The following is a 26,956-nucleotide window of genomic DNA, read 5'->3' on the forward strand; positions in this document are numbered from 1 at the left end:
CTCGACACCTACGAGGTGGAGCGCCGTCCGGTCGGCCAGTTCAACCTGGGCTGGGCGATGTCCGCCGCGTCGAACTCTGATCCGGGGCCCGCCCCTCGTTGAACGCGTTGACGGATCCTGGATCCGTCGACCGCGCCGCTTTGAGGCGTCGCGGGGAGCCACGCCGCCCTCAAGGGGCGCGGGGAACCGCGCGACAAGCCACGACGGTCCCGCGGACGGCCACGGCGAAGACACGGAACGGCGGCCGCCCGAGGGGCAGCCGCCGTTCGCCTGTGAGTCACGCCACGCGTACGCGACCCCGACCGTGCCCGCGCGAGCGGGACCGTGGGTCACGCCCCGCGCGGGCACCGGCCGGAGTCACGCCTTGCGCAGCCGGAACGTGAGCGTCAGCCCCTCGTCGCTGAACGGGGATCCGTAGCTGTCGTCCGCCTCGCCCCGCGCGAAGTCGGTCGCGAGGACCTCGTCCGCGATGAGCCCCGCGTGCTCCGTGAGGGCCGCGGTCGTCGCCGGGTCCGCAGCGGTCCAGCGCAGCGCGATCCGGTCGGCCACGTCGAGGCCGCTGTTCTTGCGGGCCTCCTGGATCAGCCGGATCGCGTCACGGGCCAGGCCGGCCCGGCGCAGCTCCTCCGTGATCTCCAGGTCGAGGGCCACGGTCGCGCCCGCGTCGGACGCCACCGACCAGCCCTCGCGCGGGGTCTCGGTGATGATGACCTCGTCGGGAGCGAGGGTGACGGTCTCACCGTCGACCTCCACCGACGCCGTGCCCTCGCGCAGCGCGAGCGACAGCGCGGCCGCGTCGGCGTTCGCCACGGCCTTGGCCACGTCCTGGACCCGCTTGCCGAACCGCTTGCCCAGGGCGCGGAAGTTGGCCTTCGCGGTGGTGTCGACCAGCGAGCCGCCCACCTCGCTCAGCGAAGCCAGGCCCTCGACGTTCAGCTCCTCCGTGATCTGCGTGTGCAGCTCGGGGTCGAGCGCCTCGAAGCCGGTCGCGGCGATGAGCGCGCGGCGCAGCGGCTGACGCGTCTTGACGCCCGACTCCGCGCGCGTGGCCCGGCCCAGCTCGACGAGCCGCCGCACCAGGACCATCTGGCGGGACAGCTCCGGGTCGATCGCGGACAGGTCCGCCTTTGGCCAGGCCGCCAGGTGCACCGACTCCGGGGCGCCCGGGGTGACCGGCACGACCAGGTCCTGCCACACCCGCTCGGTGATGAACGGGGTCAGCGGGGCCATCAGCTTGGTGACGGTCTCCACGACCTCGTGCAGGGTGCGCAGGGCCGCCTTGTCGCCCTGCCAGAAGCGGCGACGGGAGCGGCGGACGTACCAGTTGGAGAGATCGTCGACGAACGCGGACAGCAGCTTGCCGGCGCGCTGGGTGTCGTAGGCCTCCAGGGACTGCGTCACCTGGTCGGTGAGCGCGTGGAGTTCGGACAGCAGCCAGCGGTCGATCAGCGGGCGGTCGGCCGGGGCCGGGTCGGCCGCGGACGGGGCCCAGCCGGACGTGCGGGCGTACAGCGCCTGGAAGGCGACGGTGTTCCAGTACGTCAGCAGGGTCTTGCGGACAACCTCCTGGATCGTGCCGTGGCCCACGCGGCGGGCCGCCCACGGCGAACCGCCGGCCGCCATGAACCACCGCACCGCGTCGGCGCCGTGCTGGTCCATCAGCGGGATCGGCTGGAGGATGTTGCCCAGGTGCTTGGACATCTTGCGGCCGTCCTCGGCGAGGATGTGGCCGAGGCAGACGACGTTCTCGTACGACGACTTGTCGAAGACCAGGGTGCCGACGGCCATCAGCGTGTAGAACCAGCCGCGGGTCTGGTCGATGGCCTCGGAGATGAACTGCGCCGGGTACCGGCTCTCGAACAGCTCCTTGTTCTTGTACGGGTAGCCCCACTGCGCGAACGGCATCGAACCCGAGTCGTACCAGGCGTCGATGACCTCCGGCACGCGCGTGGCCGTGCTGCCGCAGCCCTCGTGCGGACAGGCGAAGGTGACGTCGTCGATGAACGGGCGGTGCGGGTCGAGGCCCGACTGGTCGGCGCCGGTCAGCTCGGTCAGCTCCGCGCGGGAGCCGACGCAGGTGAGGTGGTCGTCCGCGCAGCGCCAGACGGGCAGCGGAGTGCCCCAGTAGCGGTTGCGGGACAGCGCCCAGTCGATGTTGTTGTTCAGCCAGTCGCCGAAGCGGCCGTGCTTGACCGTCTCCGGGAACCAGTTGGTGTTCTCGTTCTCCTGGATCAGGCGGTCCTTGACGGCCGTCGTACGGATGTACCAGGAGGGCTGCGCGTAGTAGAGCAGCGCGGTGTGGCAGCGCCAGCAGTGCGGGTAGCTGTGCTCGTACGGCAGGTGCCGGAAGAGCAGGCCGCGCGTGCCGAGGTCCTCGGTGAGCTTCTCGTCGGCCTTCTTGAAGAAGATGCCGCCGACCAGGGGGACGTCCTCCTCGAAGGTGCCGTCCGGGCGGACCGGGTTGACCACGGGCAGGCCGTAGGACCGGCAGACCTTGAGGTCGTCCTCACCGAAGGCGGGGGACTGGTGGACCAGACCCGTACCGTCCTCGGTCGTCACGTACTCGGCGTTCACCACGTAGTGCGCGGGCTCCGGGAACTCCACCAGCTCGAACGGGCGCTGGTACGTCCAGCGCTCCATCTCGGCGCCGGTGAAGGACTCGCCGGTGGTCTCCCAGCCCTCGCCGAGGGCCTTGCCGACCAGCGGCTCGGCGACGACGAGCTTCTCCTCGCCATCGGTGGCGACGACGTAGGTGACCTCGGGGTGGGCGGCGACGGCCGTGTTGGAGACCAGGGTCCACGGTGTGGTAGTCCAGACCAGGAGCGCGGCCTGGCCGGCGAGCGGACCGGAGGTCAGCGGGAAGCGGACGTAGACCGACGGGTCGACGACCGTCTCGTAGCCCTGCGCCAGCTCGTGGTCGGACAGACCGGTGCCGCAGCGCGGGCACCAGGGGGCGACACGGTGGTCCTGGACCAGCAGGCCCTTGTCGAAGATCTGCTTCAGCGACCACCACACCGACTCGATGTACTCGGGGTCCATCGTGCGGTAGGCGTCGTCGAGGTCGACCCAGTAGCCCATGCGGGTCGTCAACTCGGCGAAGGCGTCGGTGTGCCGGGTCACCGACGCGCGGCACCTGGCGTTGAACTCGGCGATGCCATACGCCTCGATGTCCTGCTTGCCGGAGAAGCCCAGCTCCTTCTCCACCGCCAGCTCCACGGGCAGGCCGTGGCAGTCCCAGCCGGCCTTGCGGGCCACGTGGTAGCCGCGCATGGTGCGGAAGCGCGGGAAGACGTCCTTGAAGACACGGGCCTCGATGTGGTGGGCGCCGGGCATGCCGTTGGCGGTGGGCGGGCCCTCGTAGAACACCCATTCGGGGCGGCCCTCGGACTGCTCCAGGCTCTTGGCGAAGATCTTCTGGTCGCGCCAGAAGTCGAGCACGGCGTGCTCCAGCGCGGGCAGGTCGACCTGGGCGGGCACCTGGCGGTACGTAGGCGATGTCATCAGCGAGCTTCCTCCGGCGGACTTGCTGCCTTCCGTCCGGAGGGACGAGAGCCTCCGCACCGGTTTTCGGCGCGCTCCCGCGGTACCACCCTCCTTGGCCCTCCGGTGCCTGGTGTGCTCCGGTGAGCCCCCTCATTGGGGTCGCGATGCCGGGTCTACCGGCCGCGGGCCTGGCGGCTGCGGCTTTCTTCCGGCGGCTCCGGGGTGATCTTCACGTCGCGCTCGCCCCCGGGCTTCCACCGTCCCCGGGTCGCTCTGGGCTGCGTACGCCGCTACTCGTCCCCATCCACGCTTCTCGCTCCGCCCAGTGTACGGCGCCCCGCGGACAGTGGCCGCCCGGTTTTCCGGCTCCCCGGGGCGGGGCCGGGGCGCGTCCGGGATGACCCGAATGGTCAGGCGTGCCTGTCCGGGTTCCCGCGGCGTGGGCCCGGCGGATTACCCGGACGGGAGTTGGGCACAACGGATGCATGCCGGCCTCGCGGCACGCGCGGGGTGGGCGAATCGGGCGGCGTGCCCCGTTGCCGCGGGACTCGAGTCGATTTATCGTCCCAGCACGATTCGCGAGCAAGATCACAATATGTGAAGGGGCCGCGACCATGGTGGCGAAGAAGACCGCCGCAGAGCAGCCGGCATCCGGCGGGTCCACGGGCTCCGCGGCCAAGGACATCCGTGGGAAGAAGCGCGCGCAGGGGGCGGCCTCCGGCAAGTCCGCCGACGGCAAGTCCGCCGACGGGAAGGCCGTCGTGAAGAAGGCGCCGGCGAGGAAGACCGCCAACAGGAAGGCTCCGGCCGGGAAGACGGCCGCCGAGGCTTCGCCGTCCTCCGAGGCCGCCGGTAGGACATCCGGCAGGACAGCCGCGCGGGCGGCCGCCGCCGAGAAGACCGACGGCCACGTCCCTCCGGCCGCCGGGGGGCCGGCCGCGAAGGCCGCCGCCAAGAAGGCCACGGCCGGGAGGACCGCCGCCGCGAAGAGCGCCGGCGCGGGCAGGAAGATCACGGCGAAGAAGGCGCACGCGGCGCGGGCCGCGGAGCAGACGGGAGCCACGACGGTGGGTGCGAAGAAGACTCCGGGCACGGCCACGGCCGCGCAGACGGCTGTTCCCAAGGCACGCGGCACGGCGGTGGAGCCGGGCGAACTCGCCGTACGCCCCGGTGAGGACCCCTGGACGCCCGAGGAGGTCGCGGAGGCCCGCACGGAGCTGACCGGCGACATGCAGCGGCTGAAGGCCGAGCTCGCCAGTTCCGAGGAGTCCCTGGTGGGCCTGATGCGGGACTCCGGCGACGGCGCGGGCGACGACGAGGCCGACACCGGCACGAAGAACATCACACGCGAGCACGAGCTGGCGCTGGCCGCCAACGCGCGCGAGATGCTGATCCAGTCCGAGCGTGCCCTGGAAAGGCTGGACGCGGGCACCTACGGTCTCTGCGAGAACTGCGGCAAGGCCATCGGCAAGGCCCGGATGCAGGCCTTCCCACGGGCCACGCTGTGCGTGGAGTGCAAGCAGAAGCAGGAACGCCGGTACTGATCGCGCCGGGAGGCGTGACGTACCCTCGTCCTCAGTCAGGCACCTAGGTTGAGGGACTCACGTGGCAGAGGCGGAGCGCATCATCGGTACGCCGGACATCCCCGAGGCGGCACGGGCCGCGCAGGAGCGGGATGACGACGGCACGCAGGCGCGGTCGGACACCTCCGCGGACTCCGCGGAGGCCGGCACGCCCGGTGGCTCCGAGGCCCCCGACCAGGCCCCGGAGGCGGCGGAGGAGCGCCCGAAGGGACGGCGCAAGATCGCCGTCCTGTTCGCGGTCGCCGCGTTCGCCTACCTCGTCGACCTGGTCAGCAAGATGATCGTGGTGGCGAAGCTGGAGCACCACGAGGCCATCGAGATCATCGGCGAGTGGCTGAAGTTCGACGCCATCCGCAACCGCGGCGCGGCCTTCGGCTTCGGCCAGGCCTTCACGATCATCTTCACGCTGATCGCGGCGGCCGTGATCGTGGTGATCTTCCGGCTCGCCCGCAAGCTCTACAGCCTGCCCTGGGCCATCGCCCTCGGCCTGCTGCTCGGCGGCGCGCTCGGCAACCTCACCGACCGGATCTTCCGCGCGCCGGGCGTCTTCGAGGGCGCGGTCGTCGACTTCATCGCACCCAAGCACTTCGCCGTGTTCAATCTCGCCGACTCCGCGATCGTGTGCGGCGGCATCCTCATCGTGCTGCTGTCCTTCCGCGGACTGGACCCGGACGGGACCGTCCACAAGGACTGAGAGCGCCCGCGCCGACGGGGCTGTCGGTGCCGTCCGGCATACTCGACGGGTGAGCACGATTCCCGAGATCCGCACCCTGCCCGTACCGGACGGCCTGGAGGGCGAGCGCGTCGACGCCGCCATCTCCCGCATGTTCGGCTTCTCCCGTACGAAGGCGGCGGAGTTGGCGGCCGCGGGCAAGGTGCTGGTCGACGGCACGGTCGTCGGCAAGTCCGAGCGCGTGCACGGCGGCGCCTGGCTGGAGGTCGAGATGCCCCAGGCGGCCGCCCCGGTACAGGTGGTGGCCGAGCCCGTCGAGGGCATGGAGATCATCCATGACGACGACGACGTCGTGGTCATCGTCAAGCCCGTCGGCGTCGCCGCCCACCCCTCGCCCGGCTGGACCGGCCCGACGGTGATCGGCGGCCTCGCGGCGGCCGGCTACCGCATCTCCACCTCCGGCGCGGCCGAGCGCCAGGGCATCGTGCACCGCCTCGACGTGGGCACCTCCGGCCTGATGGTGGTCGCCAAGTCGGAGCGCGCGTACACCTCGCTCAAGCGCCAGTTCAAGGAGCGCACGGTCGACAAGCGGTACCACACGCTCGTCCAGGGCCACCCGGACCCGACCAGCGGCACCATCGACGCGCCCATCGGCCGCCACCCGAACCACGACTACAAGTGGGCGGTCACCGCGGAGGGCAAGCCGTCCGTCACGCACTACGACCTCATCGAGGCCTTCCGCTCCGCCTCCCTGCTCGACGTGAAGCTGGAGACCGGCCGCACCCACCAGATCCGCGTCCACATGGCCGCCCACCGCCACCCCTGCGTCGGCGACCTGACCTACGGCGCCGACCCGACGCTCGCCAAGCGGCTGCGTCTGACCCGCCAGTGGCTGCACGCCGTCCGGCTCGGCTTCGAGCACCCCGGGGACGGACAGTGGGCCGAGTTCGCCAGCGACTACCCCGCCGACCTGCAGAAGGCCCTCGACCAGGTCCGCGAGGAGACCTACGGATGAGTGCGTACACCGTCCGGGTCGCCGAGGACCCCGCCGACCGCGAGGCCTGCTTCGCCGTCCGCAAGGAGGTCTTCGTCGCCGAGCAGGGCGTCCCGCAGGAGATCGAGTACGACTCCTACGACCCCGGTGCGGTGCATGTGCTCGCCGTGCGCGAGGACGGCACCGCGCTCGGCACCGGCCGGCTCCTGCACGGCGCGGCCGCGGCCGCCAAGACCGGCGGTGACCTCACCGTGGGGTCGCTCGGACGGCTGGCGGTCACCCGCCGGGCCCGCGGGCTCGGCGTCGGCGTCGCCCTCGTGCGCGCCATCGAGGACGCGGCACGCGCGCGTGGCCTCGCCGCCGTCGACCTGCACGCGCAGACCCACGCCCTGGGCTTCTACGAGCGCCTCGGCTACGAGGCGTACGGCCCGCAGTACCTGGAAGCCGGGATCGCGCACCGGGCGATGCGGCGCGCCCTGTAGCCGACCTGCGGTGAAATGGCAGACGGGGCGCTGAAGCGGGCCGTCCTTGCCGCCGCACCCTGTTCCGGACGAGGACTGGCGGTGTGCGCGGGTACATCTGCGCACCCATACGACGCGTACACGAGAAGTCGGGGCGGGAGGGGGCGGACGGGGCGCGCACCGAGCGGCGGGCCCCCTCGCGTGGTGCGAAGGGGCCCGCCGTGAGGTGTCCCGTTCGCTCGTCTTGCCGATCTTGATGGAGGGGCTGGAGCTGGTGTCGCAGTAGCCCGGGGTCAACGTCACGGAGCTCGGGGTGTTGGGCCTGCGGTTGTAGGTGAGGGCGATCTCGGGCGAGCCGCCGCCCTCGGCGCGGAACTCCTTCCAGGAGTACGTGTCCGTCTCCAGCGCGGACGCGGACGTCGTCGGCGCCGAGGTGGACGTGGAGGCGACCATGCCGATGTTGAAGGTGGTCCAGTCGTTGTCGGCGGCCTCCTGGGCCAGCGAGGTGACCGTGAAGTTCACGTACGCGTCCGGGCAGGAGCTGGAAGACTTCCAGCCGTAGGCGAAGGACTTGGAGGTGATCTTCCGCTTCCAGGCCGGCTGGTGGTTCCAGGTGGTGCTGGTGCCGAAGGGGTCGGTGCGCCAGATCTGCATGGTGCGCTTGCTGCACGACCATGAGTGCGTCTCCAGGACCTTCAGGGTGGCGCTGGAGACGTCCGCGTCCCTGATGTGGTCGCGCACGCCATCTTGAAGAAGGAGCGGGCGGTGCCCCACGTGTCCCGCTCGTAGCCGACGCGGGCCTCCTTGGTGTCCTCGTTGTAGTTGGCGCCGTCGTAGAAGCTCGAGTTCGGGTACTTCTTGTAGACCGTCGTCCAGTTGGCGCGGATGGCCGTCGTGGACGGGTCGAGGAACAGGGGGTACGTCAGACTGCGCCGGATGGACTGCTTGCGCCAGCATGAGTCGGACCTGCGACTGAAAGCGACGGCGGGGAGGGGGATAGCGGTTTCGCGGCCATCGCTTCGGCCTCGACGGCCGGTTCGGACGGGGCCGGCGATGCGCTGGACACCTCGGACAGCCTCGGCGGATTTCTCAAGACGGTTGACGAGACGTCATCGGATGCCGAGCCGCTCCTCGGGGAAGCGCTGGGGCGTTTTGTGGGAATTCTCCATAGAGGTCGTGGATGTGCTGGGCACGTTTGAATTCAGGGCCTCAGTAAGGCGGTTGGCGAACGCGCGTGTGCTGCGCCCAGGTCGTGTCCCGGTTCGCCGAGCCTGATCTGAGTCTTGATGTCGTTTCCGACCAGGAGATGGGGCGGGAGTACGAGGAATTGGTCCGGCGTCTCATCGACGTGGCGCCGGAGGAATCGGGCGAGCACCCGAGCCCCCAGGACGTGACCGCGCTGGCCGTCAGATTGCTGCTCGGTCCGGAGGCGGCGACGCTGCATCGGGCGGGCCCGCCGATGGCCGTCCACGACCCGTGCTGCGGTACCGGAGGCATGTTCACTGCCGTCGAGGACTTTCTGCCTGGCATGGAAAGTCCCGCCGAGGTGACGGTCTTCGATGGGGAGATCACCCCCCCCACGGAAGCCATCAAGCGGCTCCAGAAGATCGGCGTGCTCCAGAAGGGCTCCCGGCTCGACTCGAGGGCTGTTGCATGCCTTGAAGAGCCCGAGGAGACCCCCTACCGTACGTCGACGTAGTCGCCGGGGGCGTTGGCGGGGCCGGTGGTGGTGTTGCCGGGGTAGCTGTAGCGCCAGTAGCCGTCGCGGGCGGCGGTGACGGTGGTCCTGAGGTACCCGGTGGGGCCGGCGGTGACGGTCCTGACGGTGGTGTAGGCACCGGTGGGGGTGCGGAACTGCAGGCGCACGGGCTGGCCGGCGTAGCGGTGGTAGGCGGAGTCGTTCCAGCTGACGCGGCTGAGGGCGCCGGTGACGGTGATCGGTCTGCCCTTGGTCACGGGCTCGGGCGCCGCGTTTGCTGTCAGCTTCGAGGCACGTTGGAGGGTGAAGGACGCTGCCGCCTCCTTGTGATGGCCGTCGCCGTCCAGTCCTTTGGCGTTGACGTAGAGGCGCCAGGTGCCGGCGTCGGCGTTGTAGAGCCCTTCGCCCAGGGTGAACCAGAAGTCGCATCGGGTGGTGGTTGCGTCGACGGCGGTGCACGGCGGCTTGTTGGATGCTGCCATGGCGCCCGTCGGCGCGGTGGCGGGGCCCCGGTACAGCCAGGCGTCGATGTAGTCGATGCCGTCGGGGTCGCTGGCCGTGACGGTCGCGGGGAAGGTCGTCCGCGCGGCCGTTCCGATCACGAGAGGCTTCCCGCCGTTGACGGAGGCGGAGAGGATCTGCGTGTCGCCCAGGCGGGTCTCCGCTGAGGCCGTTGAAACACTCAGGCACATGACCGTGAGTGAGGCGGTGACGGTCGCGGCGGCACGCTTGCCCATGTGAAACCCCCAGGTGGAATGCCGGCCCCTGAGCTGCGTGATCAGGGTGAACCGAAGCGGCGGAGCGATGTTAGTCGGCGCGCAGCCGGGCTTGCGTTGCAAGGTGTCCCTCGGTGCGAGGTGCTGCGGCACGCTCTGGGGGTTCGCTTGTTTGCACTGAGATTGGTCGCCCGGCTGTCGCCTGGCGGCAGTGCGGTGCCATCTGGACGTCTTGCGAGCCAACAGTGCTTGGAGCAGGCGCCTTTGAATGTCGGCAGGGCCTGGCTTCAAGTCGGCTGGGGTTTGCTGTGCGGAAGAACGGTAAAGGTTGTATGGAACTTGCAATATTAACTTCACAGTTGACTACTCGTCAATTCATTGCCACAAAAGCCCAAATGGACGGTTTTCCGCCCCTTGATCGTTTCCTTACTCGATCTTTAATCTGCCGCGACTTGTACGTTTCCGCAGGCAGTTGGGGTTTGACTATGAGAGTGGGGGAGTACCGGCGCCGCTGGCGGCGACCGGTCTCGGGTGCGATCGGGGCCGCGCTGTCAGCGGCTGTGGTCGCCGGACTGCTGGTCGGAAGCCCGGCAGCGGGTGCGGCCGGGGCAGAGGGCGGCGACACGGTCTCCACGGAGCCGGTCGATGACGATGCCCGCGGCCGCTCGTTCTGGGGAGACGATGGACTGCCGGCCGAGTCAGCGGAGTTGACGGCATCGCGCAAGGCCGCCGAGACCGGGCAGCGGGTTGCTGCGCAGGGTCTGACGACTGAGACGAACCAGGTTTTCGCGAACCCGGACGGCACATTCACCGCTGAGTCTTCGGCAGTGGTCGAGCGGGTCCGCAAAAACGGCGTATGGACGCCGGTCGACACGACACTGGTGCAGCAGGCTGGCGGCGTCCTGGCGCCGAGGGCCGCGCACGACGTGGTTCTGTCGGGCGGTGGTAGCGAGGAGCCGCTGGTGCGGTTCGAGAGCGACGGCCGCACCTACGAGGTGTTTTCGCCATGGCCACTGCCGAAGCCAGTGCTAGAGGGCTCGCACGCCGTCTACCAGCAGGTGCGCCCGGACGTGGACCTGGTGGTACAGGTACTGCCGGACGGTTTCACCCAAAACCTGGTAGTGCATACACCGCAGGCCGCGACCGCGCTGGGCGCGATCCACTATCCGGTACGCACCGAAGGACTCGAGGTTCGCACCAGCGACGGTGTGACGGCACTGGTCGATGAGGGCGGACGGCCCGCGTTCATCAGCGCCTCGCCGCTGATGTGGGACTTCGGCCCCCAGACCACTGAATCCGCCCCCACCACCATGATGGGTGCGGCCACTTCAGCGGATGACACCGACACTTCCGCTGAGGTTGATCCGGTCGACGCGGTCACCCCGGACGCCCTGTCCCGTACCGCCGTCGCGGACGCGACCCTGACCCCTGACCGGCTGACAGTGGTGCCGGACCAGGACTTCCTCACCGACCCCGACACCTCCTACCCGGTCGTGATCGACCCGCCGACCGTGTCGGCCAAGCTCACCGGCTGGACATCGCTGTGGTCGAACCTGTCCACAACCTCGTTCTGGGGCACCAGCCACGCGCTGGGCGTGGGCTACGACGCGTACGTGGACAACAAGAAGTCCCGCTCGCTGTTCCAGTTCGACACTCGGGCCGTGGTCGGCAAGAAGATCCTCGACGCCGACTTCTCGGCCTACGAGATCTGGTCCGCCAATTGCACCAAGCAGGACATCCAGCTGTGGCGCACCTCCACCATCAACTCGGCCCGCACGTGGTCGAGCCAGCCGTCGTGGCACGCGCTGGTGGACACCGTGTCCGCGGCCAAGGGCTTCTCCTCCTCCTGCCCGGACGGTTCGGTGGAGTTCGACGCCACCGCCGCCGTGGCCTACACGGCCAAGGCCAAGAGCACGACCACCACGCTGGGACTGCGCGCCAGTGAGACGGACCCGCTCGCGTGGAAGCAGTTCATGTCTCCCAAGGACGACCGCATCACGGCCGAGCGCACGCCAAAGCTGTCGATCACGTACGTCACCGTCCCCACGGCCAAACCGTCCTACGTGAAGCTCGCCGACCCCAACATCGCCTGCTCGGCCTCAAGCGCAGCGCCCTATATCCGGGACACCACCCCGCGGTTCACCGCCACCCCCACCTCCGCGGACGGCTCGCAGGCCGTGCTGCGCCCGGACTTCGAGCTGTATACCGGCAGCAGCACGTCTCCCACGCCCTACCGGCCTTCGACGTGGACGGCCAGCGGAACCGCCGGCACCTGGCAGCCGACCCTGGCGAACCAGCAGACCTATCACTTCCGTGCCCGTACCCAGTACAAGGTCACCTACGGCGGGACCACCCAGTACCTGTACGGGCCCTGGTCCGATCCCTGCTACTTCAAGATCGACAGTATGGGCCCGCCGGAGCCGGACGTCGTCTCGGTCAACGACCTTTACCCGGAGTGCGCGGGAGAGACCTGCGCGAGTTCACCGGAAACCGGCAGCGTCGGCATGACCGGTCAATTCAAAATCACAGGAGGTTCCACGGACGTACGCCGGTACGTCATTGAGCTGAACGGCTACCTGGTCCAGGACAAGACCTACACCGCCAATACGGCCACTCACACGGTTTCTGTCACGCCTACCCAGCGACTGACCAACCGGCTGCGGGTGTGGACCTTTGACGCCGCAGGCAACCGCGGTGCCACCAGGGACTATCTGTTCAACGTCGCCAAGCCGGCGGATCCGGTCGCGGCGTGGCAGCTGGACGAGAATACCGACCTCACCGCAGCGAACGCCGAGGGCACCAGCCACTCACTGACCCTGAACACGGCGTCATGGGCGGCGAAGGGCCGCAACAAGGCAGCCTGGCAGGGGACCGGAAGCAGCTATGCGGCTACTACGGGCAAGGTAGTCGATACGACAGGCAGCTTCTCCGTCTCGGCGTGGGCGAGGCTGTCGCGTACCGACTTGATGAGCACGGTCGCGAACCAGAACGGCGTCAACGTCGGTGCGTTCGCGCTGTACTACTCGCCGTCGGTCGGCAAGTGGGTGTTCAACCGCTACGACCAGGACACCGCCTCCGGAGCCACGATCGTGCGCGCGACGTCGACGACGTCGCCGGTCGCCGGGGCGTGGACGCATCTGCTGGCCACCTATGACCGGCAGGCGCAGGAGATGTCCCTATACGTCAACGGCCGCCTGGAGACCACCGCCTCCTACACGGCGCCCTGGGCGGCGAACGGCCCCTTCGAGATCGGCCGGATGAAGGGCACGGCGGGTCCGGCAGCCTACTTCAACGGTGATGTGGACCAGGTCCAGGCCTACACCCGCGTGGTCTACCCCAGCGAGCTGAGCCCGCTGGTGAACATGGAGGACCCCGCGAACGGACAGCCGAGAGCGGAACTGCTCGCGCACTGGTCGATGGACAACACCTCCGCCACCACCACCGCTCCCGACGACACCGGCCGCGGCCACACCCTCACCCTGCAGCCCGGCGCGGCGTTCACCACCACGCCCGACTTCGGCCACGGCAACGCCGTCAAGCTCGACGAGGCGTCCGGCGGCCACCTCACGGCCGCAGTCCCGGTGGACGAGTCCGGCAGCTTCACGGTCGCGGGCTGGGTCAATCTCGATGCCGACGGCAGCCTGGACGACACCAGCCGCGCCCACTCACCGACCGTGTTCGCTCACCCTGGCGCCCAGAACAACTCCTTCCGCCTGTGGTACCAGCAGGAGGCCGGGCAGTCGGTCGGCACCTGGAAGTTCGCCGCCTACGAGAGCGATGCACAGCTCAGCTTCCAGAGCTCCGTGGTGTCCGACGAGGTCAACCCGCCCGGCGGATGGGTCCATGTCGTCGGCGTGTACGACTCGGCCAACCAGTCGGCCAAGCTGTACATCACCGGTGAACGGCAGGGCGACGAAGACGGCGTCTGGGTCACGCGTGGCATCTACCAGCCCACGGGTCCCCTGATGATGGGCCGCTCCCGCGCCACCAACGGAGTATGGGGCAACCAGTTGCCCGGCCTGCTGGACGACATGCGCGTCTACGCCGGAGTGCTGTCCGATCAGGACATCACCCAGCTGTCGCTGTCCGACGAGCCGCCGATCGACATCGGCTGACCGACACCTCACACCGCTGCACTCCTCCTGGCGTGCAGCGGTGATCCCCTGCGGTGTGCCGGGCCGTTCCCGGCCCGGCACACCGTTTCGTTTGACGACTGAAGGAACCCACTGTGACCAGGCGCAGATTCGCGCTGTCCTCGTGGTCATGGCAGCGGACGGGCAGGCGCAGACTGACAGCGGTCAGCCTGCCCGTCACGGCGGCCGTGATCGCCACCCTCCTCGGGGCCGCTCCGGCCCAGGAGGCCGCCGGCCGCAGCCACACGAAACTGCCCGAGCCGGAGTACGGCAGGGCTGCCGTCTTCAAGGCCAAGGCCGACAAGAGCGTCGACCCGGCCATCGCGGCCGCCGCCAAGACCCGCAAGCATGCCGCCACCAAGCCCGTCTGGCCTTCTCCCGGTTCGGCGACCGTGGAACTCCCCGCCGCGAGGGGCCGTGCGGCGAAGGCGAGCCGTCTGCCCATCAGCCTGTCCGCCCCCGCACAGCCGAGCAACTCCACCAGGGCGAAGGCGAAGCATGTCCCGGCAGGCCGTGCTCCCTCCCGTGCGAAGGTCACTGTCGCCGACCGCACGCTGGCCAGGAAGCTGGGCATCGAGGGCCTGGTGCTGTCCGTGCAGCGCACCGATGGCAAGACCACTCCCTCCAGCATGTCGCTCAGTGTCGACTACAGCGGGTTCGCGAACGCCTACGGCGGCGCCTGGGCCTCGCGCCTGCGCGCCGTCGAACTGCCCGCATGCGCGCTGACCACCCCGCACAAGCAGCAGTGCCGCATTACCCGGGTCGTGCCCACCAGCAACGACGCCGCCCACGACACGCTCACCGCGCAGGTCACCACCCGCCAGGCCACCAGTGCTGGCGCGACCACCATGGTGGTCGCACTGGCTGCGGGGGCTTCCTCCGACCAGGGCAGCTACACGGCCACCCCGCTGTCGGTGTCCTCCACGTGGGCTGGCGGCGGCTCCAACGGCGACTTCACCTGGTCCTACCCGATGGACGCGGTTCCGGCCCCGGCCGGGTCGAGCCCCACGGTGTCGCTGGGCTATTCCGCGCAGAGTGTCGACGGGCGCACGTCGTCCACCTCCGCTCAGCCGTCCTGGGTTGGTGAGGGCTTCGACGTACCGAACTCGTACATCGAGCGTTCCTACGGCTCCTGCGACGACGACGGCCAGAACGACAAGATGGACCTGTGCTGGAAGGAGCACAACGCCTCGGTCGTCCTGAACGGCAAGTCCAGCCCGCTGATCAAGGACGCCGGCGGCTGGCACCTCAAGCACGACGACGGTGAGAAGGTCACCCTCGCCACCGGCGCCGTCAACGGCGACGACGGCGACACCGGCACCGGCGGCGACCAGGGCGAGCACTGGACCGTCACCGCGACGGACGGCACGCAGTACGTGTTCGGCAGGAACCGCCTGCCCGGCTGGTCCGACCACGGCACCGCCGCCGACGACCCGGTCACCAACTCCGTCTGGGTCGTTCCCGTCTTCGGCGACGACAGCGGCGAGCCCGGCTACTCCGCCGGCACCAGCTTCGCCAACCGGGCCAAGCTCCAAGCCTGGCGCTGGAACCTCGACTACGTGGTCGACCCGCACGGCAACGTCACCAGCTACTGGTACTCCAAGGAAGGCAACTACTACGCCAAGAACGCCTCCACCGGCAACGGCACCTACTACCACCGCGGCGGCTGGCTGAACCGCATCGACTACGGCCAGCGCTCCGACACCGTCTACACCAAACCCGCAGCCGCCCGCGTGAAGTTCACCGTGGCCGAGCGCTGCATCCCCGTGTCCGGCGGGGAGACCTGCGCGACGCTGACGTCCACGAACAAGGCAGCCTGGCCCGACGTGCCGTTCGACCAGATCTGCGCCGCCAGCACCGTGTGCACCGACCGCAACGCACCGTCGTTCTTCACCCGCAAACGCCTCACCGACGTCACCACCCAGGTGTACAAGGGCACCGGCACCGGCGTGGACACCGACTACCGCGACGTCAACGCCTGGCACATGGAACACTCCTTCCCCGACCCGGGCGACGGCTCCGCACCAGGCCTGTGGCTGAAGAGCATCCAGCACACCGGCAAGTCCGGCACCACACCGATCACCCTGCCGGCGGTGACCTTCTCCGGCGTCCAGATGCACAACCGCGTCGACAAGACCGGCGACGACGTCGTGCCCTACATCAAGTGGCGCGTCCGTGAGGTCAAGTCCGAGACCGGCTCGGTCCTCACGGTCAACTACTCCGCCCCTGAGTGCATAGCGGACACCAACCTGCCCACCGCACTCGACAAGAACACCAAGCGCTGCTACCCCGTCAAATGGATCCCGCCGACCAACCCCACCGGCGGAGAAGACCCCCAGCCGCGCACGGACTTCTTCCACAAGTACGTCGTCACCCAGGTCCTCGAATCCGACCCGACCGGCGGCGCCCCGCTGAAGGAGACCAACTACACCTACACCGGCGGCGGAGCCTGGGCCTACGACGACCAGTCGCCCATCTCATTGGCGAAGTACCGGACCTGGGGCATCTGGCGCGGCTACAACACCGTGACCACGACCATCGGTGAAGCCTCCGGCACCCGCTCGAAGAGCACCGCGCTGTACTACCGCGGCATGCACGGCGACAAGCAGGCCGACGGCACCACCCGCACCGAGACGATCACCGACTCGCAAGGAGCGGCCAAGACCGACTCCGAGCAGTTCACCGGCCAGCTCCGCGAGGAGATCACGTACAACGGCACCACCGGCGCCGAGGTCGCAGCCACCGTCGTCACCCCCTGGTCGCACCAGACCTCCAGCGACAGCCACTCCTACGGCACCGTCCGCGGCCACATCGTCCGCACCGGCACCGAGGTCAAACGCACACGGCAGAACAACGGCACGTACATCACGACGAGCACCTCGAGCACCTACGACACGACCAGCGGCATGCCGCTGACCGTCGAGACCGACGCCGGCGGCGCCAAGGACTGCACCCGCACCTGGTACGTCACCAACACGGCCGCGTGGATGCTCTCCCTCCCCAAGCGGGTGGAGAAGGTCTCCGCAGACTGCTCGGCCACCCCGAACCGCACGAACGATCCCACGACCACCGACCTGGTCTCCGACACCCGTCTGTCCTACGACACGCTGGCCTACGGGGCCGCCCCGACCAAGGGCAATGTCACCCGAACCGAACGACTTACCGGCTACAACACCGACGGAACCGGGAAGTACCAGACCGTCACCACCGCCGCCTACGACGCCCTCGGCCGTCCGACGGACACCTGGAACACCAAGGGCACCCGAACCAACCACGTCGACTACAGCCCCGCGACCGGCGGCCCCGTCACCCAGACGGCCACCACCAACGCCCTCGGCCACACCGCCACCGCCCAGCACGCCCCGGACTGGGGCGTCGACCTGGCCCGCACCGACGCCAACAACAACCGCACCGAACTCGCCTACGACGCCCTCGGCCGCCTCACCGACGTCTGGCTCGCCGACCGCGACCGCGCAGCCGGACAGACCCCCAGCCACAAGTTCGAGTACAAGGTGCAGGCCGGCGCGGCCTCCTGGGTGGCGACCAAGTCCCTGAACAACGACGGCACCACCTACCTCACCCAGTACGCCATCTTCGACGCGCTGATGCGGCAGCGCCAGGCTCAGACGCCCGCGGCCACCGGCACCGGCCGGGTGGTCTCCGAGACCAAGTACGACACCCGCGGCCTCGCCGTGCAGACCGCCGCCCAGTTCATCGACACCGCGGCTCCCACCGGCGTGCTGGCCACCCTGGCCACCGCCGCACCCGCCGGCACCGAGACGGTCTACGACGGCGTGGGACGCCCCACCCTCAACAAGATCCTTGTCAACGGACAGGAGCACTCGCGCACCACCACCTCCTACGACGGCAACACGACCACCGTCCTCCCGCCCACCGGTACCCCTGCCGTACGTGAGGAGTACGACGCCCGCGGCCGCCTCGCGGAGAAGCGCGAGTACAACGGCAACACCGTCACCGCCGACTACTCCAGGTTCACCTACACCTACGACCACGCCGACCGCCTTCAGACGGTCAAGGACGGCGACGGCAACACCTGGTCCTACGGCTACGACCTCCTGGGCCGCAAGACCAGCGCCTCGGACCCCGACGCCGGCGACTCCACCACCGGCTACGACGACCTCGACCAGGTCGTCGCAGCCACGGACGCCCGCGGCAAGACCGTCGGCTACACCTACGACGACCTCGCCCGGCCCACCGCCCGCGTGGACGGCGCGGTCCCCCTCGTCGGCGGCGTGCCCACCCCGGACGACGCGAAGATCCTGGCCCGATGGTCCTACGACACCATCGCCAAGGGACAGCTGACCTCCAGCATCCGCTACGTCGGCGGCAAGAGCGGCGACGTCTATGCCACCACCAACGCCAGCTACGACAAGCTCTACCGCGTGCTGAAGGAGCAGTACACGGTCAGTACCAAGGAAGGCGCCCTCGCCGGGACCGGCTACTACATCATCAACAACGCCTACAACCTCGACGGCACCCTGCAAAAGCGCACCATCCCCGCCATGGGAGGCCTCGCCGCCGAGACCCTTACCTACGGCTACACCCCCACCCGGCTCCCCGACACGCTCCAAGGCCTGACCGGCGTCGTCCAGAACACCGACTACCTCCCGGCCGGCGAGCACATCCGCACCACCCTCGGCGTGTCATCCGCCGCAGACTGGACCGACGTCAACTACGCCTACGAGGACGGCACCCAGCGCCTGGCCCGGCAGACCGTCGTCTCCGAGACCCACACGGGCACCGACGCCGACATCTACTACCGCTACGACGAGGCCGGCAACCCGACCGAGATCGACGACCGTTCCACCAGCCCCGGCGACAAGCAGTGCTTCGCATATGACGGCCACCGCCGCCTGAAGACCGCGTGGACCGGCACCGGCGACTGCGCCACCGCCCCCACCACCGGCACCGTCGCCGGACGCGCACCGTACTGGCAGAGCTTCTCCTACGACTCCGCCGGAAACCGCGAGACCGCCACCGACCACCTCGCAGCCGGAGGCCCCACAACCACCACCTACACCTACAAGACCACCGGCCAGCCCCGGCCGCACGCCCTGGCCAGCACGCTCACCAGCCTGGCCTCCGGCACCCAGACCACCGACAGCTACACCTACTGGGAGAACGGAGCCACCAAGACCCGCAACCTCAACGGCACTACCCAGACCCTCGACTGGGACGTCGAAGGCGAACTCGAGAAGGTCACCGAGGCCAGCGGCGCCACCACGACCTTCCTCAACGACGGCGACGGCAACCGGCTCATCCGCCGCGACACCACCGGCACCACCCTCTACCTCGCCGAGACCGAACTCCGCCTCGACACAACCAGCGGCAACGTCACCGCCACCCGCTACTACACACACGCGGGCAAGACCGTGGCACTGCGCACCCCCAGCAACCTGACCTGGGTCTCCACCGACCACCACGGCACCGCGGGTCTCCAGATCGACGCGACCACCCAGGCCCTCACCCGCCGCCCCACCAAGCCCTTCGGCGAAAACCGCGGCAACAAGCCCGCCACCTGGCTCGGTGAAAAAGGCTTCGTCGGCGGCACCGAAGACCCCACCGGCCTCACCCACATCGGAGCCCGCGAATACGACACGACCACAGGCCGGTTCATCAGCGTCGACCCCATAGCCGACCTGAAGGACCCCCAGCAGATCAACGGCTACGCCTACAGCAACAACAACCCCGTCACGTTCTCCGACCCCACCGGACTGATCGTCGCCTGTGACGGCGCCGAGTGCAGCGGCCCCAGGGGCGCCCCCCCAACGGATAAGCCCAAAAAGAAGAAGACGACTCCCTCCACTTGGAGCGGATTGTCCCCCGAAGGCACCGCCGACCACAGCGGAAGCGGCGGGTCGGGTTGCTACTCCGGCCAGTACCTCGTACCCGTTTCATGCGACAGAAGTTGGGGCGGCTCGCGCGACGACGACCCCGACTGGGGCGACGTTTGGAATGTGGCGAAAGCCGTTTTCCTGCCGGATTTCGGCGAATGGAAGAAATGCGGGAATGAATTCGGCTTCAATTCTCACTGCGGCTGGGCCGCAACCGACCTGCCCTGGTTCAAGGTTCTGAAGGGCCTGAAGTTCCTCAAGAAGGCCGACGATCTCGCGGAAACGAAGAAGGCCGACGATGCCCTGGACGCCGCCGGTGACTGCACGCACTGCTTCCTGGCCGGAACCGGCGTGCTCATGGCCGACGACACCATCAGGCCCATCGAGGACATCAAGATCGGCGACTTCGTACAGGCAACAGACCCGGAAACCGGCGAAACCGGACCTCGTAAAGTCACCAGCCTGATCATCACCGAGCACGACAAGCACTTCAACGAACTCTCCATCGCCACCGAAAACGGCATCGAGAAGCTCACCGCGACGTACGAGCATCCGTTCTGGTCGCCTTCGGAACTGGACTGGGTAGAGGCATCCGACCTGCACCCCGGCATGACCCTGCGCACGGACGACGGCAACACGGTCATCATCACGGGCAACAGGGCGTACACCCAGCATGCGCGCACCTACAACCTGACCGTTGATGACCTGCACACGTACTATGTGCTGGCGGGACAGACTCCGGTCCTCGTTCACAATTCCAGTTGCCCCACAAGTGCCGCCGATGGTGAGCGTTTGCGCAGGCAGCTCGCCGAGGAGGCTGGCCAGCTTCCAGGGATTCGTTCGGCGGATGACATCTTCGACACCCCCTCTGCCCTTAGGGGTGGTGTCACACCGGACCAGGTTCGCCCATTCTTTGCAGGCCGGAATGGATGGGTCGAAGAGGGCCTAGGCAGAGGGAAGAACGCTGGTGGCGGTTGGGTAATTCGCGAATATACGGGTCGCGGAGACCCGACTGGGAGGATGCTCAGGTGGAATCCTGGGGGCGGCCATCATGGTGAGGGTGCTTACTGGAGAGTCGTGGGTCCTGAAGGGGATCTGGGAGGAATCATTCGATGACCGGTGATCGGAAGTTGGCGGACTTTCGGCGGTGGACCCTCGCCGTGCTGGGCCTACTCAGTGCGGGGCCCGAAAGGCAAGTGGAGTACTTGCGGGCGTCAGGCGTGGGGCCAGATGAAGTATTGCTTCAATTCGACGACGTGCTGCACGTGGCTCGCGCCAGAGTAGCTGACGGTTCGTTGAATGACGAAGATTACCTCTTGCTTCAGGTGGTCAACGAAAGCGTCAATTCCGTAGGCGCGGGCTCTGGGGAGATTTGGACCGAGGGTGCCCTAAAAGAGGCCGCTGAATGGAAAGATGTGCGGGCGGCGTCGAGGGTGGCGAAGTCGGGTCTGGAGCAGTCCTGGAGCCAGGAAGTCGGCGATTAGCAGGGAACTTTTGGGCGGTGATTGGTGGCGAATATAATTCGCTTTCGATTACTCCAATGTAGGACGTTCCTGAGCGTTCGCTGAGGTCAACGCGAGAGCCCCGCCGATGTGAAAGGCGGGTTCTACTGATCCCCGCAACACCCTGAATCCAGGGAGTTGCGGGGATCGTGGATTTTGAAGGCTTGAAGGCGAGGTTCTTCGAGGCGCTGGATCGGGAGAACGGCAGTGTCACGGGTGCGGCCCGAGCAGTCGGGGTGAACCGTCACACGGCGGCCGGCTGGGCGCGGAAGGCCGGTGTCCGTGGCCGCGGGAAGCCGGGGACGGGCGGGCATCCGGGACGGGCGGAGTACGACCGGCTTCGCACGTCCGGGGTGCGACGACGGGACGCTGCGGCACGGGTCGGGGTCCACGAACGCACGGCCCGGGACTGGGACCGCGGGATCCGGAAGATCGGCAACGCGCGCTTCCACCCCGACGGGCGCAGGATCGACTACACAACGGGCATGTCCAGCAACGTTGCCGTCACGTCAATGCCCTCTGCCGCGGCGGTCGAGGCCGAGCTGCACCCACGGTTCCTGACGGTGACCGAGCGGGAGCTGATCGCCGACATGCGTCGGGAGGGCCGGTCGCTGCGGGCGATCGGGCGGGCTCTGGGCCGGCCCGCATCCACCGTCAAGCGGGAGATCGACACCCGTGCGGTCGACGGCGTCTATCAGCCGCATCGGGCCCAGCGGACGTGGGCGGGGAGCCGGTCACGCCCCAAGGAGTCCAAGCTCGCCCGTGCGAGTCCGCTGCGCGAGTTCGTCGCGGGCAGGCTGCGGGAGCGGTGGTCGCCCGAGCAGATCTGCCACGCTCTGGTCATGGAGTTCCCCGACGACGAGAGCATGCGGGTGAGTCCGGAGACGATCTACCAGGCGGTCTACGTCCAGGCCCGTGGCGGGCTGCGGCGCGAGGTCGCGGTCGCGGTCGCGCTGCGCACCGGGCGTACCCGCCGCAAGCCACACCGCAGCCCGGAGCAGCGCACTCGCCGGTTCGTCGACGAGATGGTGATGATCTCCGAGCGTCCTGCCGAGGTCGAGGACCGGGCGGTTCCCGGCCACTGGGAAGGCGATCTGATCGTCGGCCCCCGCAGCGAGAGCGCGATCGTGACCCTTGTCGAGCGCTCCACCCGGTACGTCATGCTCGGGCATCTGCCCGGCGGGCACACCGCCGAGGGGGTCCGCGACGTGCTGGTGCCCTTGATCCAGACCCTGCCCGGGCACCTGCGCGGCTCGCTGACCTGGGACCAGGGCTGCGAGATGGCCGGGCACAAGCAGTTCACCGTGGCCACGGGAGTACCGGTCTACTTCTGCGATCCGCACTCCCCCTGGCAGCGCGGATCGAACGAGAACACCAACGGCCTGCTGCGGCAGTACTTCCCCAAGAGCACCGACCTGTCCGTGCACAGCCCCGAAGACCTCGAACACGTCGCCCAACAACTCAACGGCCGACCACGCAAAACGCTCGGCTGGAAGACTCCAGCCGAGCGCCTGCGTGATCTACTGACGGCCACCTAGGTCATCAGGTGTTGCGAGGACCCCGAGAATCCGCCGTTTTTGAAGAAGGGCGACCGGGCCCGCGGGCGTTGAGCGACAGTGCACGGGTACGGTGGGGCGGATTGAGAACTGCCAGGTGGCGTGTTCTTGGGCTACGCGTCCTCGCGCGGACGGGCGCTGATTGACCGGGAGTCGTACCCTACCGGACGAGTCATGGGTGAGCGACGCGGAGGAAATTCGTTCTCAATTGAGAATCATGGCGAGCTGATCGCTCCATGCCCAGCCTGCCGGCGATTCTTGCCTCCAATCGGTGGACGTGGGTGAGTCTCATGCCTGTCTCTCCAGAGTTGAGCGCCGCACTTCAAAGATTGAGAGAAGTGCGGTCCGGAAGGCCTCGGGGTGAGCACGAAACTGAATCATTCGCCGCGTGGCGGGAAAGGATTGCAGACGCGTTGGATTCGCTGGCTGGCGTTCTGATCTATCAGGAAGATCGCCAGAGGGCTGCCGTCGAAGCGACCGCTGCTCGCCTCGAAGCAGAAAGAATCCGTGCTGAACTGAATCAACTGGGCTGATTGATAGAGCTCTGCTCTGATCCGTCTGTTTCTGCACCTGTAAGACGGAATGGCTTTGCATATATCAGACGCCTAACCGAGAGTGGTTTCGGTGGGGCGTCTGTGCCGTTTGACTGCGACGGTGACGGCAACGTCAGCGGACGCGGTTTGGCGGGTGGGGTATCGGTGCCGTCGTCGGCCTGGTCGAGGGCGTACCCCAAGGTGTCTATGGCCTGGGGCTGGAGGCGGAGCGTTACATGGCCGTTGGCGGTCGGCCGATCGTAGGGTGTGATCATGAGTCGGAACGTTGTGATCAGCGGTGGGGGAACCGGGATCGGGCTGGCTGCCGCGCGGGTGTTCGCTGCCGATGGGGATCGGGTGGTGCTGCTCGGGCGGCGCGCCGAAGTGCTGGAGAAGGCCGGGGTGCCGGGGGCGCTGCACTGTGCGGCCGATCTGGCCGAGCCCGACGAGGTGCGGCGGGTCGCGGAGTTCGTGCGGCGGGAGATCGGGACCGTCGACGTGCTGGTGCACAGCGCGGGCGGTAACGGTGGCCTGGAGCCCGGCTCCGAGAGCGGCGATCCGCTGGACGCCGTGCTGCACGACTGGACCGTGAACTTCCGGCTCAACGTCCTGACCGCCGTGCTGCTGACCGAGGCGCTCAAGGAGCGGCTCGCCGAGCCCGGCGGACGCGTGCTGTTCCTCAGCTCCATCGCCGCCTTCCGCGGCTCGGGGAGCGGGGCCTACGCCGCGTCCAAGGCCGCGCTGCATCCCTATCTCCACGACCTGGCCCGGCAGCTGGGCCCGCGCGGGATCACCGTGAACGCGGTCGCCCCCGGCTACATCGAGGACACCGAGTTCTTCGGCGGGCCCGTCGAGGCGGCCCGCCGGGAGAGGCTGGTCGGCGAGACGGCCACCGGGCGGGCCGGGGAGCCCGGGGACGTCGCCGCGACCCTGCACTGGCTGGCCTCCCCGGGCGCCGGGCACATCACCTCCCAGATCGTGCAGGTCAACGGCGGCGCCGAACGCGGTCACTGAGCGGACGTCAGCGGCGTCCGGACGGGGTCAGCCCCGGTCCGGGTGCTGTGGGTCCGCGGCCGCGCGGCGGTTGCGTCCGCCGTCGAGGGCCGAGCGGGCGCCGGGCAGCGTCGCGTCGGCGGTGTTCACCCGGGGCAGCGCGTACGGGTGTTCCTGGACCAGCCAGCGGATCATCCGCTCGCGCACCGTGACCCGTACCGTCCAGACGTCGTCGGAGTCCTTGGCCGTCATCAGCGCCCGCACCTCCATGGTGTTGGGCGTGGTGTCGGTGACGTCCAGGGCGTAGGTGCGGCCGTCCCAGGAGGGGCACTCGCGCAGGATGTCGCGCAGCTTCTCGCGCATCGCCTCCAGCGGCGCCGAGTGGTCCAGATGCCAGTAGACGATGCCGGTCATCTGCGGGGTGCCCCGCGACCAGTTCTCGAACGGCTTGGACGTGAAGTACGACACCGGCATGGTGATCCGGCGCTCGTCCCAGGTCCGCACGGTCAGGAAGGTCAGCGTGATCTCCTCGACCGTCCCCCACTCGCCGTCCACCACGACCGTGTCGCCGATGCGCACCATGTCGCCGAAGGCGATCTGGAGCCCGGCGAACACATTGCTCAGCGTGGACTGGGCCGCCACACCGGCGACGATGCCGATGATCCCGGCGGAGGCCAGCAGCGAGGCGCCGGCGGCGCGCATGGCCGGGAAGGTCAGCAGCATCGCGGCCACGGCCACCACGCCGACGATCGCCGCGACCACGCGGGTGATCAGCGTGACCTGGGTGCGCACCCGCCGGACCCGGGCCGCGTCGTGACTCGCGCGGGCGTAGCGGCTGTACGTCGTCTCGACCACGGCGCCGGCGATCCGGATCACCAGCCAGGCGGACGAGCCGATCAGAGTCAGGGTCAGGAGCCGGCCGATGCCGACCTCGTTGGCCTCAAGCAGTTTCGCCTCGTCGTACGACCCTCTCAACAGGGCCGTGCACAGCACGAGCTGGTAGGGGACGCGGGCCCGGCGCAGCAGGCCCCACAAGGGGGTCTCGCCGTGCCGCTGGTCCGCTTGGCGCAGCAGTCGGTCCGTCGCCCAGCCGATGAGCAGCGTGAGGACGACCGAGCCGCCGATGACGATCACCGGGCGCAGTACGTTCTCCATGCCCCCGACCGTACTGGCACGATGGGCTCATGAACATCATGCTCTTTCACTCCGCCTACGGCCTTCGGCCCGCGGTGCGCGACGCGGCCGACCGGCTGCGCGCGGCCGGTCACGAAGTGTGGTCGCCCGATCTGTTCGAGGGGCGCACCTTCGAGACGGTCGAGGAGGGCATGGCCTGCAAGGACGAGATCGGCAAGGACGAGCTGCTCAGACGGGCCGTGCTGACGGCCGCGCCGTACTCGGAGCGCGGGCTGGTGTACGCCGGTTTCTCGCTGGGCGCCTCCATCGCGCAGACCCTCGCCCTCGGCGACGACAAGGCGCGCGGTCTGCTGCTGCTGCACGGCACCTCGGACATCGCGCCCAACGCCTCGGCGGACGAGCTGCCGGTGCAGCTGCATGTCGCCGAGCCCGACGCGTTCGAGCCGGACGACTGGCTGAGCTCCTGGTACCTCCAGATGGGCCGGACGGGCGCCGACGTGGAGGTCTACCGGTACGCCGGGGCCGGTCACCTGTACACCGACCCCGGTCTGCCGGACTACGACGCGGAGGCCGCCGAGGCCACCTGGCGGGTGGCGCTCGGCTTCCTCGACTCGCTGTAGTCCCTCAGCGGGCTCAGCCCGCGGCGCGGTACGCGGCCCAGCTCTGCTGCATGCGCGTCACCTGGCCGGAGGTGAACTGGTACATGCAGTTGTCGTACGTGTAGTCCATGAAGTTGTGGATGGGGTCCACACCGGTCTTGCTGGTGCAGCTGTCGCGCCCGGTGGGGCACTGGTAGGCGGGGCTCTTCTCGGCCGGGGTGTCGGTGACGTAGTCGCCGTTGCCGTTACAGCCGCCCTGGAAGGTGTGGTACAGGCCCATCCAGTGGCCGACCTCGTGGGTCGCCGTGTCGCCCTCGTTGTAGTTGGCGGCCGAGCCGCCCGGCAGCGAGGTGTCCAGCAGGACCACGCCGTCCATGGAGGGGCTGGAGTTGTAGGAGCTGGGGAAGGTGGCCCAGCCCAGCAGGCCGCCGCCGAGGTTGGCGGTGTAGACGTTGAGCGCGTTCGCGCCGCCCTGGCGCAGGGCGGACTTCATGTTCTTCTCCGCGGTCGAGCCGGAGGTGAGGTTGTACCAGGTCGCGTTGTCCGTGTAGTCGGTGGCGGCCAGCGTGAACTGGTAGCCGGAGTCGACGTTTCCGGTGCCCTGGCCGGCGTAGGCCGCGTTCAGCACGTTCATCTGGGCGTTGACGTCGGTGGCGGAGAGCTTGCCGGTCGTGCCGCTGTGGATGACGTGGAAGTAGACCGGGATGGTGGTCGCGGCGGCGGCCGTGACGCGCTTGCCGCTCGCGCGCAGCTTGTCGAGCCGCTTCTGCAGATCCGCGTCCATGGCCTGGGCCTTGGCGGCGCTGACCTCGTTGGGCTCGGCGACCGTCTGGCCCGCGCCCGGCTTGGCCTCACGGGCGGCGGCGGGGGCGGAGCCCTCGGTGCACTCGGCACCGGTCGTGCCGGCAGCGGCGACACCGGTGGGCGCCGACAGTGGGGTGAGAAGCAGGGTTCCGGCCACGGCGGCGGTGCCGAGGAGGCGTCTGCTCAGGTGGGGGGATATCCGGGCGAACGCACGCATGCTGACTCCAGGTGGGGTGGG

General features: G+C 68.8%; 16 protein-coding genes and 2 pseudogenes. 13 read left to right on the top strand and 5 right to left on the bottom strand.

The window, feature by feature from the left end; translation table 11 throughout:
* Nucleotides 1-357: 357 nt before the first annotated feature.
* Nucleotides 358-3,501, bottom strand: a complete 3,144-nt coding sequence (ileS, locus tag ABZZ79_RS23860; RefSeq protein ID WP_356691791.1) for an isoleucine--tRNA ligase — start codon at nucleotides 3,499-3,501, stop codon at nucleotides 358-360.
* A gap of 596 nt (nucleotides 3,502-4,097) precedes the next feature.
* Between ileS and ABZZ79_RS23865 the strand changes: the two genes are divergently transcribed.
* The 5 genes from ABZZ79_RS23865 (at nucleotide 4,098) to ABZZ79_RS23885 (ending at nucleotide 7,756) form a co-directional block, all read left to right on the top strand.
* Nucleotides 4,098-5,027 (top strand): TraR/DksA C4-type zinc finger protein, encoded by a 930-nt coding sequence (locus ABZZ79_RS23865; RefSeq protein WP_356691793.1) that lies wholly within the window; start codon nucleotides 4,098-4,100, stop codon nucleotides 5,025-5,027.
* Between the two features lie 61 nt (nucleotides 5,028-5,088).
* The gene (gene lspA / locus ABZZ79_RS23870; RefSeq protein WP_356691795.1) at nucleotides 5,089-5,760 is read left to right on the top strand and encodes a signal peptidase II; all 672 of its coding nucleotides are present in this window, start codon (nucleotides 5,089-5,091) and stop codon (nucleotides 5,758-5,760) included.
* 49 nt (nucleotides 5,761-5,809) lie between these two features.
* Nucleotides 5,810-6,754, top strand: coding sequence for an RluA family pseudouridine synthase (locus ABZZ79_RS23875; RefSeq protein ID WP_356691797.1), 945 nt, complete (start codon nucleotides 5,810-5,812; stop codon nucleotides 6,752-6,754).
* Entirely contained in the window at nucleotides 6,751-7,215 is a 465-nt protein-coding gene (locus tag ABZZ79_RS23880) for a GNAT family N-acetyltransferase (RefSeq protein WP_356691799.1), read from the top strand. The genes ABZZ79_RS23875 and ABZZ79_RS23880 overlap by 4 nt, the downstream gene beginning before the upstream one ends.
* 313 nt (nucleotides 7,216-7,528) lie before the next feature.
* Entirely contained in the window at nucleotides 7,529-7,756 is a 228-nt protein-coding gene (locus tag ABZZ79_RS23885) for a hypothetical protein (RefSeq protein WP_356691801.1), read from the top strand.
* Here ABZZ79_RS23885 and ABZZ79_RS23890 read toward each other — a convergent pair.
* Nucleotides 7,687-8,151: pseudogene (locus ABZZ79_RS23890) on the bottom strand (hypothetical protein); the annotation flags it as partial. The gene ABZZ79_RS23885 and the pseudogene ABZZ79_RS23890 overlap by 70 nt on opposite strands.
* Before the next feature lie 295 nt (nucleotides 8,152-8,446).
* On the opposite strand from ABZZ79_RS23890, the gene ABZZ79_RS23895 reads away from it, so the two are divergent.
* Nucleotides 8,447-8,893, top strand: coding sequence for an N-6 DNA methylase (locus ABZZ79_RS23895; protein ID WP_356691803.1), 447 nt, complete (start codon nucleotides 8,447-8,449; stop codon nucleotides 8,891-8,893).
* Here the strand turns inward: ABZZ79_RS23895 and ABZZ79_RS23900 are convergent.
* Nucleotides 8,875-9,630 carry a calcium-binding protein gene (locus ABZZ79_RS23900; protein ID WP_356691805.1) on the bottom strand — a complete coding sequence of 252 codons (756 nt, stop codon included), beginning with the start codon at nucleotides 9,628-9,630 and terminating at the stop codon, nucleotides 8,875-8,877. The two genes, ABZZ79_RS23895 and ABZZ79_RS23900, sit on opposite strands and share 19 nt — an antisense overlap.
* Before the next feature lie 374 nt (nucleotides 9,631-10,004).
* Here ABZZ79_RS23900 and ABZZ79_RS23905 point away from each other — a divergent pair, with 374 nt between their 5' ends.
* From ABZZ79_RS23905 to ABZZ79_RS23930, 6 genes and pseudogenes are all read left to right on the top strand, one after another.
* Nucleotides 10,005-13,724, top strand: a complete 3,720-nt coding sequence (locus ABZZ79_RS23905; protein WP_356691807.1) for a LamG-like jellyroll fold domain-containing protein — start codon at nucleotides 10,005-10,007, stop codon at nucleotides 13,722-13,724.
* Nucleotides 13,725-13,837: 113 nt separating this feature from the next.
* Nucleotides 13,838-20,713, top strand: coding sequence for a polymorphic toxin-type HINT domain-containing protein (locus ABZZ79_RS23910; protein WP_356691809.1), 6,876 nt, complete (start codon nucleotides 13,838-13,840; stop codon nucleotides 20,711-20,713).
* Complete coding sequence (locus ABZZ79_RS23915; RefSeq protein WP_356691811.1) at nucleotides 20,710-21,081, top strand: hypothetical protein; 372 nt, start codon at nucleotides 20,710-20,712, stop codon at nucleotides 21,079-21,081. Before ABZZ79_RS23910 ends, ABZZ79_RS23915 begins: the two co-directional genes overlap by 4 nt.
* A gap of 371 nt (nucleotides 21,082-21,452) precedes the next feature.
* A complete protein-coding gene (locus ABZZ79_RS23920) occupies nucleotides 21,453-22,637 on the top strand; it encodes an IS30 family transposase (protein ID WP_356692057.1) in 1,185 nt (394 codons plus the stop codon).
* 24 nt (nucleotides 22,638-22,661) lie between these two features.
* A pseudogene (locus ABZZ79_RS23925) lies at nucleotides 22,662-22,848 on the top strand (transposase); the annotation flags it as partial.
* A gap of 613 nt (nucleotides 22,849-23,461) precedes the next feature.
* Nucleotides 23,462-24,202 carry an SDR family oxidoreductase gene (locus ABZZ79_RS23930; protein ID WP_356691813.1) on the top strand — a complete coding sequence of 247 codons (741 nt, stop codon included), beginning with the start codon at nucleotides 23,462-23,464 and terminating at the stop codon, nucleotides 24,200-24,202.
* Between the two features lie 27 nt (nucleotides 24,203-24,229).
* Here the strand turns inward: ABZZ79_RS23930 and ABZZ79_RS23935 are convergent, their stop codons facing one another.
* On the bottom strand, nucleotides 24,230-25,336 hold the full coding sequence (locus tag ABZZ79_RS23935) for a mechanosensitive ion channel domain-containing protein (protein ID WP_356691815.1): 1,107 nt from the start codon (nucleotides 25,334-25,336) through the stop codon (nucleotides 24,230-24,232).
* Between the two features lie 29 nt (nucleotides 25,337-25,365).
* Here ABZZ79_RS23935 and ABZZ79_RS23940 point away from each other — a divergent pair, with 29 nt between their 5' ends.
* Nucleotides 25,366-25,935, top strand: a complete 570-nt coding sequence (locus tag ABZZ79_RS23940) for a dienelactone hydrolase family protein (RefSeq protein ID WP_356691817.1) — start codon at nucleotides 25,366-25,368, stop codon at nucleotides 25,933-25,935.
* A 13-nt stretch (nucleotides 25,936-25,948) separates the two neighbouring features.
* On the opposite strand, the gene ABZZ79_RS23945 is transcribed toward ABZZ79_RS23940, so the two are convergent.
* Nucleotides 25,949-26,935, bottom strand: a complete 987-nt coding sequence (locus tag ABZZ79_RS23945) for a zinc metalloprotease (protein WP_356691819.1) — start codon at nucleotides 26,933-26,935, stop codon at nucleotides 25,949-25,951.
* Nucleotides 26,936-26,956 lie beyond the last annotated feature (21 nt).

This window comes from Streptomyces sp. NPDC006458 (genome assembly GCF_040612135.1).
In the GTDB taxonomy this organism is placed as follows: Bacteria; Actinomycetota; Actinomycetes; order Streptomycetales; family Streptomycetaceae; genus Streptomyces.